Raw genomic sequence first — 14493 nt, 5'->3', positions numbered from 1 at the left:
TCAATTGCTATTTTTCGAGTGACATATTCAATGAAGGCAACGCAGGAAATCCATTTGTATTTACGGCCACAATTTTTGCGCTTGAGTTCATAACAAGCTTGTCCCTTTTTATGCGAGTAAGAACGAACAAGAAAGACGGTGCTTTGTTTTTTGTTTACTTTCAATCGAAATCTTTTCGTGATCATTCCCCTTTTAACTTCGTTGTTAATTGTTTGAGGTGACCGATTGAGTAAATAAGCAATTGACCGATGTGATTCTTTCTTGCGGAGTAACATTTGTATCATCCTATGTTCGGCAACAGAAAGGTGTGTATGTTTTGTTTTAAATGTGTCATTCTTTATGAGTGTCATAGCAAAATCATCCTTTATTGTTTGGTGTCGTAACCTCAATAATACATGATTTTTCGCTAAGGCACTTTTTTTATAAATTCAGGTGGCTAACTTGATTATACAATTCGCCATTAGTTTTTTTTTGTCTATCTGTTAGCCAAAAAAGCAGTAAATGTTACAAAATAGTTAAAAATGTAAGCAATTTCATTGTTTTAGCATACACGTTAAATTTGATATGGTACACTATTGGTATAGCTTAAATAAGTCGATTTTTTTTTTCGGAAAAGGAGTGCAGGAATGATTAATAAGATGTCAAAACTGCCGATTTATCAGCAGATTCAAAATGAAATAAAAAAAAGATATTGAAAATAAAAAATGGATGGTACATGAAGCAATACCAGCCGAACGACAACTTGCGCTCCTGTTTAATGTCTCGCGGATGACAGTTCGACAAGCGATTCAAGCACTTGTTGATGAAGGGATTCTCTATCGACGAATTGGTTCAGGTACATATGTGTCTGAAGAAAAAGTGATTGAAAATATGGATGCCGTGACGAGTTTTACAAATTTAATGTTGAAACAAGGCAAACAGCCGACATCGCATATTGTTTCATTTGCAATGAAGCCAGTTACGCGAAGTGAAGCGAAGGCACTCAAACTAGCCGAAGATGCTGAAGTGCTTCGAATTGAGCGAATCCGTTATGGCGATAGCACACCGATATTATTCGAAGTGGCTGCGATTCCGATGAACATCGCCAGTAAATTGACACGGGATGAATTGACCAATTCGTTATTTCAAACTGTTAGTGATAAATTCCACCTAACAATCGGTGATGCACAGCAGACGATGGAAGCGGTCGCTGTTTCTGAAAAAATTGCGCCGTATCTTGAAGTGCCACTCGGCACACCGGTGATGCGTTTGCGTCAAACAACAGCGCTTAGTGATGGAACATTATTTGAATATGTCGATTCGCAATATGTCGGTAACCGCTTTAAATTTTCAACGCGCATACATGCCAATTAATTTAAATAGAGGAGACGATGGACATGAAAGCAATCGTAACAGTAATAGGACGCGATGGTACAGGGATTATTGCAGGAGTGAGTGCGTTGCTTGCAGCTGAAAAAATCAATATTTTAAATGTGTCTCAAACAATTTTGGATGGGAATTTTACGATGATGATGACTGTTGATTTGGTAGAAGCGGACAATACGCTTGAAACAGTGAAGGCGAAAGCCTCCGTTTTAGCCGAAACCTTAAAGGTTCACATTGTGATTCAAAATCAAGCGATTTTTGATCGGATGCATCAAATATAAGGGGGCTAACGCAATGGAAACAGCACAAGTATTAGAAACAATCCGCATGATTGAAGAAGAAAACCTCGATATTCGAACAATTACGATGGGGATTTCTTTGCTTGATTGTATTGATAGCGATGGTGAGAAAGCCCGTCAAAAAATATACGATAAAATTGTGACGAAGGCAGCCAATCTGGTCGCAGTTGGCGAACAAATTAGTGCTGAGTTTGGGATTCCAATTATTAATAAGCGTATTTCAGTTACCCCGATTGCACTTGTAGCAGGCGCTTCAGATGATAGTGACTATGTCGCCTATGCTAAAACATTAGACGAAGCTGCTAAGGCAGTGGGTGTTAACTTTATCGGTGGCTTCTCAGCCCTCGTTGAAAAAGGTTACAGTACGGGCGATCGCAAGTTGATTGCTTCAATTCCTGCAGCATTAGCCCAAACCGAACGCGTATGTTCTTCGGTCAATGTCGGCACAACGCGAGCGGGGATTAACATGGATGCTGTGAAACAAATGGGTGAAATTATTAAAGAAACGGCGGAGTTAACGAAGGATAATCAAGGACTCGGTTGTGCAAAACTCGTTGTTTTTGCGAATGCTGTCGAAGATAACCCGTTTATGGCAGGTGCTTTTCACGGTGTTGGTGAAGCGGATTGTGTCATTCATGTTGGTGTGAGTGGACCTGGTGTGGTCAAACGCGCCCTTGAAAAAGTGAGAGGGGAATCATTTGATGTCGTGGCTGAAACAGTGAAGCAAACGGCCTTCAAAATTACCCGTATGGGGCAGCTGGTAGGCGTTGAAGCCTCTAAACGACTCGGTGTACCGTTTGGGATTGTCGATTTGTCGTTGGCGCCAACACCTGCGATTGGAGATTCAGTCGCACATGTTCTTGAAGAAATGGGACTTGAAGTGGTCGGAACGCATGGAACAACAGCAGCCTTAGCGCTTTTAAACGACGCAGTTAAAAAAGGTGGCGTCATGGCTTGTGGTCATGTTGGTGGTTTGAGTGGGGCCTTTATTCCAGTATCTGAAGATGCGGGAATGATTGATGCAGTCATTAATGGGTCGCTGAGTTTAGCGAAGTTAGAAGCGATGACAGCAATTTGTTCAGTGGGTCTAGACATGATTGCAATTCCAGGTAATACACCATCAGCAACCATCGCGGCGATGATTGCTGATGAGGCGGCGATTGGTGTTATTAACCATAAGACAACAGCAGTCCGTTTAATTCCGGCACCAGGAACAGACGTGGGGGATACGGTGGAATTTGGTGGTCTGTTAGGCTACTGTCCGGTAATGCCGGTCAACCAATTTGCTTCAACTGACTTCATCCAACGGGGCGGTCGTATTCCAGCGCCAATCCACTCGTTTAAAAATTAATGAGGCTATTAAAAAAAAAGAATCAAGAAGTCTGCTTAAAGAGTCGGAAATGTGGTAAAATAATCCTATAGTATCTAGTCTAAATTAAGCGAGGAGGACAGCATGATGAGTAAAAATAGCCAGATAGTCGAAGCTAATCTAAACAGTGTTATTCAAAAACTGAAACAACAGGGGATTTCTGTTGCGAAAACTAAATCTCGTCATGATGTTTGGCAAAGCATCGTTCAAAGAGGAACAGCTTTAGCGATTGTGCCAGCTCGAACAAAATAAGCAGATCGATAAATAATTCATGTTGGGTCAGGTGAGCGTGGGTGGCAAAAAGAGAGCGTAGTAGCGAAGGAAAAATAGTTATCTATTTAGATACGGTAACAAACAGTGTTATTTCTAAAGGAATCTCATTGACTGACTTTATGCATGGAATTGGTAATAAACGGTTGCCGAGTGCACTATTATTATTAAATAGTAAATTTGATGTCGCGAATTTAAATCCGCATACAAAATTCAGTTTTATTGATGAGGGTGAAAAGACGAAAGCGTTGGCAATAGCGTTAGAAAAACAGACAACCGCTTTTTCGTGGCTTGATTTCGAAGAAGAAGAGATGCTTAATCAATTGACCGGGCAAGAAATTGCTGAAATTTTATATTTAGGTCACCGCGGAACACATTTACGTTCGCCTTTTTACTATAAGCTACAAAATGAATATGTATACTTGACCTTAGATGAGGGTGAACGTAATAAGGTCTACTACCGTGATATTACACGTTTTTATGAAATGCTAGCAGCGGTCATTACGATGCGGGTGAACGCAGTCCAACATAAGAAAAGTTTGTTCGGGAAGATTCGTCCGACAAGAGCAAACAAACTACCTGTTGGTTTGATTCGGACATTACGTCCGTTACTAAAAGAGGGCTGTGTTTTTGACTTTGGTTTAAGTGAACGTACTAAAACAGAAGTACGGATACCCATTATTATTAAAAATAGCGATGATGATAGCGCTAGTATTTTTGACGAAGAGATGACAGAGGTAAACATTGAAAAATGGCTTACTTACTCATTGAAAAATGATGAATGGTCATTGAAGTGAGACATAAGTAAAACAGTTGTGGTGGTTTTTGCTACGGCTGTTTTTTTTTTTAGCTATAAACGACGCGGTACCAGTTTATGATAGTACCAGAATTATTAGTTAAAGTGATGATTTTCTTACATATTTTTTAGAAATTCAGGGTGAAACATGGTAAAATAATAAACGTATGTTGGCTCGAAGTCAGCTTCTAGGAGGAATCAGAATGAAACAAACAGTCGTGGTTTTTTATGGTGGGAAATCTGCTGAACATGAAGTGTCGGTTGTGTCTGCTTTTTCAGTAATTAAAGCATTAGATTATAATCAGTATCATATTCAACCGATGTATATTAGTTATGAAGGCGTATGGATAAAAGGGCCGTTATTACTTGAGCCAGTCGCTAACGCTGAACAATTGAAATTTACGATTAGTGATACCGATGAAATGTTATTAGGCGATGGTGTTAAAACAGCCTCAGTGGGCGTTAAAACAACGATTGGTGAGTTAACGAAAATTGCTAACGTGATTGCTTTTCCAGTTTTACATGGACCGAACGGTGAAGATGGAACGATTCAAGGGTTGTTTGAAACGCTAAACATCCCCTATGTTGGGGCTAATGTCATTGCATCAGCAGCAGGAATGGATAAAATCATCTCGAAAGAAATCTTCACAGCTGTGAAGATTCCACAAGTTCCGTATGTTGCGGTCCGTAATGTTGATTGGGAAGATCGTCGTGCGGATATGGTAGCAGCTATCGCGGCATTGACGTATCCTGTTTTTGTGAAACCGGCTAATATGGGATCAAGCGTCGGTATTTCAAAAGTGACCGCAGAGGCTGAATTAGAAGCGGCAATGGCAGAAGCATTTTTATATGACCGTCGTATCGTCGTAGAACAGGGCGTAACCGCACGAGAGGTCGAAGTAGCCGTCTTAGGTAATGAACGACCTGAAGTGTCTGTAGCGGGTGAAATAACCCCAGAAGGAGAGAGTCACTCCTTCTATACGTATAAAGCGAAGTATGCTGATTCATCAACTCAGTTAGTCATACCAGCGCCATTAGATGAAGGCGTTTATGAGCAAATTGTAGCCTATGCAAAAAAAGCCTACATTGCCTTAGATGGTACGGGAGTATCGCGAGCGGATTTCTTTGTAACAGCAGATAACAGTATTTACCTTAATGAGTTAAATACAATGCCCGGTTTTACACCAGTGAGTATGTTCCCATTGCTTTGGGCTGAATCAGGCTTACCTTATGATCAGTTGCTTAATCGGATGATTGAGTTGGCGCAAGCACGGTTTGCGCAAACAGCACAATTGCAAAATAAAAGCGAATAACTAAAACCCCTAAGCCGATGGCTTAGGGGTTTTAGTTATTAAAACAAAAAAAAGAACGTATTTCCGAAGAAATACGTTCCAATCAACAATTAGTCTTTAACAACGTTAGCTGCTTGAGGACCGCGTTGACCATCTTCAACGTCGAAAGAAACTGCTTGTCCTTCGTCTAAAGATTTGAAACCTTCAGATTGGATAGCTGAGAAATGTACGAATACATCATCGCCATCTTCGCGTTCGATAAAACCGAAACCTTTTTCTGCGTTAAACCATTTTACTTTACCGTTTGCCATGTTATAACAAACCTCCTTATGCCTATAGGCGTGTATTGATTCCTGTTGGACATAAATTATGGAAGTGAAACACTTACATATTACTCCTACAAAAATACTATATACCTAGAATAACACACTTTCGCTTGAATTCATAATACATTTTTTAAAATTATACAATAAAAAATTTTAAAATGATTGTTTAGCTGTCACAAATAAAGGTATGAATAAAGGGTAATAGCAGCGATACTAGCCAATATTGGGGCTGCGACGGGTACCCAAGAATATCCCCATTGAGAACTGCCTTTATTTTTCAAACGTAATAAACTATGCAAAATACGTGGCATTAAATCACGAGCCGGGTTCAATGCGGGACCGGTTGATCCTCCGACACATAATACAAGCGCACAGACGAGAAAACCTAGTGCTAGGTGAGCTGTTCCCGCATTGTCAGCGAAAAAGGGTGCTCTGGTAATACCGATGGCACCAAAGAACAGAATGAAACTTCCAATAAATTCATTGATAAATCCATTTACGTTGCTGTTTGCATTATTATTCGTTGCAAAGGTGGCAAAGATTTTTTCGGATTCTTTTGTTTGATCATAATAGGGTTTGAAAGCAGCGACGACTAAAAGTTGTCCGATGAAGGCGCCGGCAAGTTGAGCACAAATATACGGCAATACTTCAGACCAAGGAAACAAATCGTTCATCGCCAACCCAATAGTGAAAGCTGGGTTAATGTGATTGCCACTAATACCACCAAAGATGAGGGCGGGCATCATTACGGCAAAACCATAGCCTAAAGCGATAATAATCCAGCCGGCATTATTGCCTTTAGTACCTTTGAGTTCAACATTGGCAACGGCCCCGTTACCAATAATAATTAAGAGTGCTGTACCAATTAGTTCTGAGATGAGTCGGGTTGTTAAGTCATAGGGCATAATGAAACCTCCAAAGTTATAGTTATCTGACAAATGCTAATTAAAAAAAATAAGCTAAATCGATAAGTTCATCTTACACAATTAGAGCAACAACAAGCATCTATAAAGCCGTTTGTCTAAAAATGGACAAAAGAAAAAGGAAAATTTGTGACAGTTTTCATAAAAACGCTTTCATTTTTACGTAAAATAGTATGAGAAAAAGTATTTTGTGAACGTTATTTATAGGTTATACTGAAATAAATCAAAAAGGAGCGATAAAATTACTATGGCAAACAAAAAACGGACACAAAGATTAACGAAAAAAGAGTTGAAGAAGCTATCGAAGATGAAACGTTCGACATTACTTATTATTATTATACTCGTTGCAATCTTTCAAGGATACAACTATTTTTTTTGAAAAAAAATGAAAAAAACGGATGATACTTCAATCGTTACAGAGCGTACTATAAGTGAATCCACTGTGCATTCAGAAACGGAGACTAAGACAACGACGAGTTCTTCGAGTCGAGCGGCCAAATACGATAAAGCAACAACAGCCAATCATCTCGTTGAAGAAGAAAAAACAACGTTTACAGCGGCAGATTTAAACACCAATCAAGCAAGCTACATCAAATATGGTGAACTGGATCGTTTAGGTCGTGTGACGACAGCTAATGCAGTCTTAACAAAAGAGATGTATGATACAGGTACGAAGGCGGAATATAACATTAAACCAACAGGGTTTATTTCAGGGAATGCTCCCTATAATCACTCACGTGGGCATTTGATTGGTAAACAACTGGGTGGGAGTGGCACTGATCGCCGTAATTTAATGACGATTTATCAATATCCGGTTAATTCGCCAGATATGACAAATTATGAGAATGCGATTCGTCGTTCGTTATTAGCGGGTGATAAAGTACGTTACCGTGTGACACCTGTTTTTGAAGGCGATGACTTGATGCCAGCCTTTGTGAAAATGGAAGGGCAAAGTTTAACTGAAGCTGGTGATATCTTATTTAACGTTACAATAAAAAATGAAAAGTAGGTGGAGCTAATGGACTGGATGGACTACCCGGATACGCTGAGTGCAGATGAGCTACTTGAACAATTAAATCAAGCAAACATTAAGGATTTTAAAGGTTACCTCTTATTTAATGCCTATCATTTTCAAGCAAAACTTGTCTCCATTTATCACGCGTTACAGGCCAGTGACACAATCGTACTCGATTTGTATAATCCCAATACCGATACCGGTGAAGATCTCCTCATTGCAATGACAATTGATGGTGATTATATCATTGAACAAAATAAAACGACACTGGTTGTACCAGTGTCGTTAGAAGCTGTGCAGGTCGAACGTTATCCGTACCCAGCGGTGGTCTTTTTAAAGGCTTATACAGCTAAAAAAATCACGTCAACTATTTTAGCAGACGTTTAAGCTGATTTTGTCCTAATTGCAAGCGTACAGCGACTAATAGCGATGAGGTGTTCTTCTTCATCCACTACACGAACGTCCCATACGTGGCTGCTACGGCCGATATGAATGGGAGTGGCGGTGGCGATCACAGCGCCTGTTCTGACGGATCGCAGGTGATTGATGTTGATTTCGAGCCCAAAGGCAATCTGTGTGGATGCGAGATGACACATTGCACCAACGCTCGCCACTGTTTCTGCTAAGGCAGCTGTTGCACCGCCGTGTAAAAAGCCAAATGGTTGTGTTGTTGCCTCATTGACCGGCATCTTATATATGACAGCTTCTTTCGTCACGCTGACAGCTTCCATTTGTAAGCTTTGCATTAACGTCATCTTAGCACCTCCCACTATTAAGTAAGGCCCCGAATGGGATTCGAACCCACGACACATCGTTTAGGAAACGAATGCTCTATCCGACTGAGCTATCGGGACTAATGCAATTAGTATACCAAAAAAAGACTATCTTTTACAAGAGGCTAACGTGAGCTAGTGTTAAATATTGCTTGAGCGAAGATGACACGAGTGTTATGCTAATAGTGGGATTTGTATACGAGGAGGATTTAAACATGTCAGTAGCCAAAATGATTGACCATACCTTATTAAAACCAGAGGCAACACAAACAGAAATCGAACAATTAATAACAGAAGCCAAGCAACATGATTTTGCAGCGGTGTGTGTGAATGGAGCGTGGGTAAAACTAGCTGCGGCAGCCTTGCAAGAGTCGGAAGTCGCTGTTTGTACAGTCGTTGGTTTTCCATTAGGTGCCACCACAACAGCCGTAAAAAAATTCGAAACAGCAGAGGCCTTAGCTAATGGGGCAGATGAAATCGATATGGTTATTAATGTTGGTGCGCTAAAGGCACAACAGGATGAGGCCGTTAAAGCGGAAATTGCTGCGATTGCTAGCTTAGTACACGAAGAGCAAGCTGTGCTAAAGGTAATCATTGAAATAAGCCTGCTTGATGAGGCTGAAATTGTTCGTGCCTGCCAGTTGGCAGTCAGCGCGGGAGCAGACTTTGTTAAAACATCAACTGGTTTTTCAACGAGTGGTGCGACGGTTGAAGCAGTCAAGTTAATGCGTCAAACAGTCGGTGAAAAAGTTGGTGTTAAAGCCGCTGGTGGTATTCGAACAAAAGAAGATTTACAACAGATGATTGTAGCGGGTGCGAATCGCATTGGTGCAAGCACGAGTGTGATGCTCATCAACTAAAAAAAAAACTTCGTTATCGAGCTTAATCAATCGATAACGAAGTCTTTTTTTTTAGCGTTGCTGCTGTTCTTCACGTTTAAAGACGAGGTAATAAATAACAGCGGCAATCAGTGTTAATAAAGCCATCACAATAAACGTCGGGAAGTAACCAATGCCGACCGATAAGGTCACCATTAACGGTGCCACAACCCGTCCGATGGTATTACGTAAGCCTGAGGCACTAAAGTAGATTGCTCGATTTTCGACCGGGGCAATCCGTGCGACAAAACTTTGTTGGAAACCTACGACCATAACTTCAGCGAAACTAAAGATAACCATCGCGATGAAAAATTGCCAGACAGAGATGGAACTGCCAAAAAGCAGAAGTCCGACAGCATAAAAGGTACAGGACAACACGAAAATCAGCCCTTCTTTATAACGTGCCAGCCATTTGGTCATCACAATGGCGGTTAAGGCAACAATGAAGCCATTAATCGCTAACGAAATGGCGAAAACTTGCTCACCATTTAAGGTTAAACGTAAGAGGTTGACGGTTGTTGGAATAACTTCCTTAATGTAAATCGGGAACAACATGTCGATTTGCATGATTGTTTGGGTCGTTAAAATTCCAGCAACGATAAACCAAAGAAATAATTTGTCGCGTAAAACAACCTTGTAACTACTGAATTGTTCTTTTAAGACAGTAGCAATTGTTTGTTTACCAGCTGGTTGTTTTGTTGCTGTGTGCGGTAAGGTTTCGTGAGTCAACTTCGCGAGTGCAATGAGTAAAATTGTTTCGAAGAAAATAATCGCACAAATTGTTTGCACCGGATAAGTAATGAAAAAGACAGCGCCAAGCAGTGGTCCGACGACGACCGCAATATTTAACATCGTGAAAAAAATCGAGAAGATATAAGCGCGATCTTTTTCGGGAACCACATCAGCAATCATTGCTTGAGCGGCTGGTTGGTATAATGAACCAGAGATACTCACACCAGTAAAAGCGACCAATACAAGAATCGGTGAGTCAATCAAGGAGCTCCGGGCAAAGGCGAATAAAATAAATGACGCGATTTCGCCACTAATCGCCACGAGTAACATACGCTTGCGACCGTATTTATCAGCTAAGAAACCACCGAGTAAACCAGTAAAAGCTGTAATGATTTGCGAAATAATCAGTAAGAGACCAGCAGTCGCTCGGCCTAATGTTTCAGAAAAATATAATGTTAAAAAGGGGAAAATCATCCAAAAAGAGACGTCGACAAATGCTTCGCCGTACAAGCGTACTTTGAGGTTAATATCCCAAGTTGAAAAGCGCATCAAAAACCTCCAATCACGAATGTATTATAGTTAAGCATAAAGTATGAGTCCGACGAATTCGTCGGACTCAAAAAGGGACTTCCTTACGAGAGCACTGCGTTTAAAACGCCCAGTCACCCTTGCGGAAAACAGGAACAACAGTACCATCGGCTTTAATGCCGTCGATGTCCATTTCACCCGATCCAATCATGAAATCAACGTGAACAGGCCCTTGATTGATGCCTTCAGCCTCAAGTTGTTCAGGTGTCATCTCTTTACCACCGTCGATGTTAAACGCATAGGCGCTCCCAATGGCTAAGTGGTTCGCAGCATTTTCATCAAACAGGGTCGTGTAATATAAAATCCCTGATTGTGAAATGGGTGATGGATGTGGTACGAGGGCCACTTCACCAATGTATTTGGCGGCTTCATCAGAATCGATGAGATGGCGTAACACTTCTTCGCCTTGTTTCGCAACAACATCGATAATACGGCCATTTTCAAAGGTCAATTTAAAGTCGTCAATGACTGTTCCACCATAACTAAGTGGTTTCGTACTGCTAACAAAGCCATTAACGGCTGTTTTTTCAGCGGCCGAGAAGACTTCTTCAGTTGGGATGTTGGCAGTGAAACGCGTGCCTTTGGCATTGACACTTCCAGCTGCCACCCAGAGGTGTTTCGCAGGTAAGCCAATCGTTAAATCTGTCCCTGGTGCAGTGTAGTGGAGTGTTTTTAAGTGCAAGTCATTTAAAACAGCGGCCTTGTCGGTCAATGTTTTTTCATGCGCGTACCACGCTTCAATATGATTCTCATTATCGATTCGCATTGTTTTGAAAATCGCTTCCCAAAGCGCCGGAATCTGTTCTTCAGTCGGTAAGTTAGGAAAGACTTTTGCAGCCCAACCAGCTGTTGGTGCACCTAAGACGGTCCAGCTGATTTTGTCAGCTTGTGCCAATTGTAAGAATGGGCGCATCACCTTGCCAGAGGCCTTGTTGTTAGCCGCAATTTTAGCCGCATCGATACCATTTAATAAATCAGGGTCTTGACCAGTAATCGAAATGAAACAGGCATTTTCGTTCGCGAGTTCAATTCGTTCGTTTGCAAAATGCGTGGGTTCTTCTTCGAAAATCGCCAACGGTGCATGTTCATATTTCAAACGAGCTAAGGTTGAATCGACATATTTAACAATGACGTTACTCGCACCTGCTTTATATGCTTCTGCAGCAATTGCATGCGCAACTTCGGTATTTTCGATTGTACACGTTAAGTATACTTTTTGGTTGGGTTGGACATTGACACCAACTTTAACAGCAAGTTCGGCATATTTTTGTAAACGTTCTTTAAAGTTTTTCATCGGTCATTTCCCCTTTTAGTAAATTATTTGTTACTTGTTTTTTCAGGCACAAAGACTTTTAAATGAGAGGGTAGTACTTCTAAGTGGAGCGGCAAGTGATCATCAGGATCGCCGTCGACGTTAGATTTTAAAATCGCATCATCAGAAGCGATGGCTACTTTATTCGTTTGAAACGCGAGTAAGCCTTCATTTTGACTAACTTGTCCACTAAATAATTGTGGTAAAAGTTTCGTCCGTTCAATTAAGGTACTATCAGATACGACAAACACATGGAATAACCCATCATTGACTTCTGCTTCAGGTGCTAGCTTTTCGAAACCACCGACAGAGTTCGTCAATGAAACGATAATTAACTCTGATTCAACCGCGTAGGATTGTTCAGCTGATTCGATATGAAAATGGTATTTTTCTTTACGGGCATAGGCTTTTGCAGCTTCGATGAAGTAAGCCATTGCACCTAGTTGTGTTTTTTTGTTTGACACTGACGCGGTCAACAGCTTCAGGAATACTCCCGATTGCGACCACGTTCATAAAATAATGCCCATTAATTTTACCAATGTCTAAATCAGATTCGTCAGCATGAGCGAGCATTTTAATTGCTTGCTTCGGTTGCTTTGGTATTTTGAGCGCGCGCGCCAAATCGTTGACTGTTCCGAGTGGAATTAAGCCGAAGGTCGGACGGTGTGCTTGATTGGCTAAGCCGTTAATGGTTTCATTAAGCGTCCCGTCACCACCCATTGCGATACAGGCATCGTAATGTTTTTTTGCCGATTCACGGGCAAAAATCGTCGCGTCGCCACCTTTTTCGGTTAAACGGACATCGACCCGGTCAAAGCGTTTTAATAAGGTTTCTTCGGCAAATTTTAAATATTTTTTTCCTTTTTCTTTTCCTGACGATGGATTGACAATCAACATTGCTATTGAACTCATCCAATCACCTCACTTACTCTTTTATTTAGGCATTCACTTGGGCGACAATGGCTTCGCATAATGTTTCGATGGCGGCGATATCATCTGTGTCGGGATCCAAATCAACCTTAATGCCTTCGCCTGCAATCGTCCCCCCTTGCTCTTTAAAGCGGGTTTGAATGAAGTCGACGAGTAAGCAATAGTCATCGTAGAATGTATCACCTGAACCAAATGAAGCACATACTTTACCGCTGAAATCGACTTCTGCCATTTCTTCATAAAAATCAACAAATTCATCGGGAATCTCGCCAAAATCATACGTGTAAGCTCCCACGAGACAAATATCATAATCGAGTAAATCTTCGGGAGAGACAGTGACGCATTCCTCGATATCGACTTCGATTCCATGTTTTTCTAATGTTTCACCGAAAATATCGGCGATTTCTTCCGTATTACCAGTCATACTGGCATAAACAATTTTAGCAGTAGTCATCGAATATCACTCTTTCTTATTTCTATATAGTAATCTGATGTTATTCTAACATACTAGAGCTGTAATTTGACATGTTAATGTTACAAATTGTCAGTTTATTATCAAAAAGATAGTGAAAAAGTTAAAAAAATGACTATGAGATGTTAAAAGATAACGAAATCATTAGAGTTTTTGCAATAGCCTTTTAAAAAGTAATATTTATGTTTATAATATAGTAGAAAAGCAATTGAAAGGATGAATAGAATGATTACAATTAAGTCACCGCGTGAAATCGAAGCAATGCGTCGCTCAGGCGAGTTGTTAGCAAGTATTCACATCAAATTAAAAGAGATGATTAAACCAGGTATTACAACTTGGGAATTGGATAAGTTTGTTGAAAAAGAAATTATTGCCGGTGGAGGGATTCCAGAGCAAATCGGTTTTGAAGGTTATGAGTATGCGACGTGCCAAAGTTTGAATGACGAAATTTGTCATGGCTTTCCAACGAAAAAACCATTGAAAAATGGCGATTTAATTACGGTTGATACAGTCGTAAATCTTGATGGCGCGATGAGCGATTCAGCTTGGAGTTATTTAGTAGGAGATGTCTCAGACGAAGTACAACGTCTGTACGATGTGACACATACAGCGCTTTATAAAGGGATTAAACAAGCTGTTGTCGGCAACCGGATTGGCGATATTGGTCATGCGATTCAATCGTATGTTGAACCCGAAGGTTTTAGTGTTGTTCGTGAATTTATTGGTCACGGTATTGGACCAACAATGCATGAAGCGCCAGAAGTACCGCATTATGGCTTACCTGGCAAAGGCTTACGTCTTAAAGAAGGTATGGTTATTACAATTGAGCCGATGGTAAATACAGGTGCATGGCGTGCTAAAATGGATAAAAATGGTTGGACAGCACGCACAATCGATGGTGGATTAAGCTGTCAATTCGAACATACATTAGCGATTACGAAAGATGGGCCTGTTATTTTAACAGACCAAGGTGAAAAACGTTAAAGTGAATGAAACCGTTTAGAAGGGAATAACTTGGAAGTGAAATGAGAGCGACTATTTTCCGTCGCAAGCATTTAACTGAAAGTTGAGAGCTTCTGGTTGAAGTAACTGGAAAAAATTAAAGTGAATGAAACCGTTTAGAAGGGAATAACTTGGAAGTGAAATGAGAGCG

17 protein-coding genes, 1 tRNA gene and 1 pseudogene are annotated in these 14493 nt (G+C 40.7%); 10 read left to right on the top strand and 9 right to left on the bottom strand.

The genetic code is table 11. The features are described from left to right. On the bottom strand, positions 1-275 hold a 275-nt coding region (locus BCAMP_RS04960), incomplete at its 3' end, for a helix-turn-helix domain-containing protein (protein ID WP_232217917.1). Positions 276-708: 433 nt separating this feature from the next. On the opposite strand from BCAMP_RS04960, the gene BCAMP_RS04955 reads away from it, so the two are divergent. From BCAMP_RS04955 to BCAMP_RS04935, 6 genes are all read left to right on the top strand, one after another. Beyond that, positions 709-1353, top strand: coding sequence for a GntR family transcriptional regulator (locus BCAMP_RS04955; RefSeq protein WP_232217916.1), 645 nt, complete (start codon positions 709-711; stop codon positions 1351-1353). A gap of 23 nt (positions 1354-1376) precedes the next feature. Further along, positions 1377-1646, top strand: a complete 270-nt coding sequence (locus BCAMP_RS04950) for an ACT domain-containing protein (protein ID WP_035314154.1) — start codon at positions 1377-1379, stop codon at positions 1644-1646. A gap of 13 nt (positions 1647-1659) precedes the next feature. Next, entirely contained in the window at positions 1660-3015 is a 1356-nt protein-coding gene (locus BCAMP_RS04945) for a PFL family protein (protein ID WP_035314153.1), read from the top strand. A gap of 102 nt (positions 3016-3117) precedes the next feature. Then, positions 3118-3285, top strand: a complete 168-nt coding sequence (locus BCAMP_RS13450) for an Lmo0850 family protein (RefSeq protein WP_156921143.1) — start codon at positions 3118-3120, stop codon at positions 3283-3285. A 41-nt stretch (positions 3286-3326) separates the two neighbouring features. Continuing rightward, entirely contained in the window at positions 3327-4100 is a 774-nt protein-coding gene (locus BCAMP_RS04940) for a hypothetical protein (RefSeq protein WP_051456898.1), read from the top strand. Positions 4101-4302: 202 nt separating this feature from the next. Further along, on the top strand, positions 4303-5412 hold the full coding sequence (locus tag BCAMP_RS04935) for a D-alanine--D-alanine ligase (protein ID WP_035314152.1): 1110 nt from the start codon (positions 4303-4305) through the stop codon (positions 5410-5412). Positions 5413-5501: 89 nt separating this feature from the next. Here BCAMP_RS04935 and BCAMP_RS04930 read toward each other — a convergent pair whose 3' ends face one another. Then, a complete protein-coding gene (locus BCAMP_RS04930; protein WP_035314151.1) occupies positions 5502-5702 on the bottom strand; it encodes a cold-shock protein in 201 nt (66 codons plus the stop codon). Positions 5703-5890: 188 nt separating this feature from the next. Further along, positions 5891-6622: an MIP/aquaporin family protein gene (locus BCAMP_RS04925; protein WP_035314150.1), complete on the bottom strand. Its 732-nt coding sequence runs from the start codon at positions 6620-6622 to the stop codon at positions 5891-5893. Positions 6623-7082: 460 nt separating this feature from the next. Here BCAMP_RS04925 and BCAMP_RS04920 point away from each other — a divergent pair, with 460 nt between their 5' ends. After that, positions 7083-7649: a DNA/RNA non-specific endonuclease gene (locus tag BCAMP_RS04920; RefSeq protein WP_051456897.1), complete on the top strand. Its 567-nt coding sequence runs from the start codon at positions 7083-7085 to the stop codon at positions 7647-7649. Between the two features lie 9 nt (positions 7650-7658). After that, on the top strand, positions 7659-8042 hold the full coding sequence (locus tag BCAMP_RS04915) for a hypothetical protein (RefSeq protein WP_035314149.1): 384 nt from the start codon (positions 7659-7661) through the stop codon (positions 8040-8042). Here BCAMP_RS04915 and BCAMP_RS04910 read toward each other — a convergent pair. Both BCAMP_RS04910 and BCAMP_RS04905 read right to left on the bottom strand, forming a co-directional pair. Continuing rightward, complete coding sequence (locus BCAMP_RS04910; protein WP_035314148.1) at positions 8039-8410, bottom strand: PaaI family thioesterase; 372 nt, start codon at positions 8408-8410, stop codon at positions 8039-8041. The genes BCAMP_RS04915 and BCAMP_RS04910 overlap by 4 nt on opposite strands. Positions 8411-8435: 25 nt before the next feature. Continuing rightward, positions 8436-8509: transfer RNA gene (locus BCAMP_RS04905), tRNA-Arg, on the bottom strand. Positions 8510-8643: 134 nt separating this feature from the next. Between BCAMP_RS04905 and deoC the strand changes: the two genes are divergently transcribed. Continuing rightward, complete coding sequence (gene deoC, locus BCAMP_RS04900) at positions 8644-9288, top strand: deoxyribose-phosphate aldolase (RefSeq protein ID WP_035314147.1); 645 nt, start codon at positions 8644-8646, stop codon at positions 9286-9288. A gap of 51 nt (positions 9289-9339) precedes the next feature. On the opposite strand, the gene BCAMP_RS04895 is transcribed toward deoC, so the two are convergent. From BCAMP_RS04895 to BCAMP_RS04880, 4 genes and pseudogenes are all read right to left on the bottom strand, one after another. Then, positions 9340-10587, bottom strand: coding sequence for an MDR family MFS transporter (locus tag BCAMP_RS04895; protein ID WP_035314146.1), 1248 nt, complete (start codon positions 10585-10587; stop codon positions 9340-9342). 100 nt (positions 10588-10687) lie between these two features. Further along, positions 10688-11920: an aminopeptidase gene (locus tag BCAMP_RS04890; protein ID WP_035314145.1), complete on the bottom strand. Its 1233-nt coding sequence runs from the start codon at positions 11918-11920 to the stop codon at positions 10688-10690. 23 nt (positions 11921-11943) lie between these two features. Further along, positions 11944-12850, bottom strand: a pseudogene (locus tag BCAMP_RS04885) (diacylglycerol/lipid kinase family protein). Between the two features lie 25 nt (positions 12851-12875). Beyond that, entirely contained in the window at positions 12876-13322 is a 447-nt protein-coding gene (locus tag BCAMP_RS04880; protein WP_035314143.1) for a flavodoxin, read from the bottom strand. A gap of 243 nt (positions 13323-13565) precedes the next feature. Between BCAMP_RS04880 and map the strand changes: the two genes are divergently transcribed. Continuing rightward, entirely contained in the window at positions 13566-14324 is a 759-nt protein-coding gene (gene map / locus BCAMP_RS04875) for a type I methionyl aminopeptidase (protein ID WP_035314140.1), read from the top strand. Positions 14325-14493 lie beyond the last annotated feature (169 nt).

This window comes from Brochothrix campestris FSL F6-1037 (assembly GCF_000525915.1).
Lineage (GTDB): Bacteria > Bacillota > Bacilli > Lactobacillales > Listeriaceae > Brochothrix > Brochothrix campestris.
The sequence above is the reverse complement of the archived record's forward strand: the minus strand, read 5'-3'. Positions and strand labels throughout refer to the sequence as shown.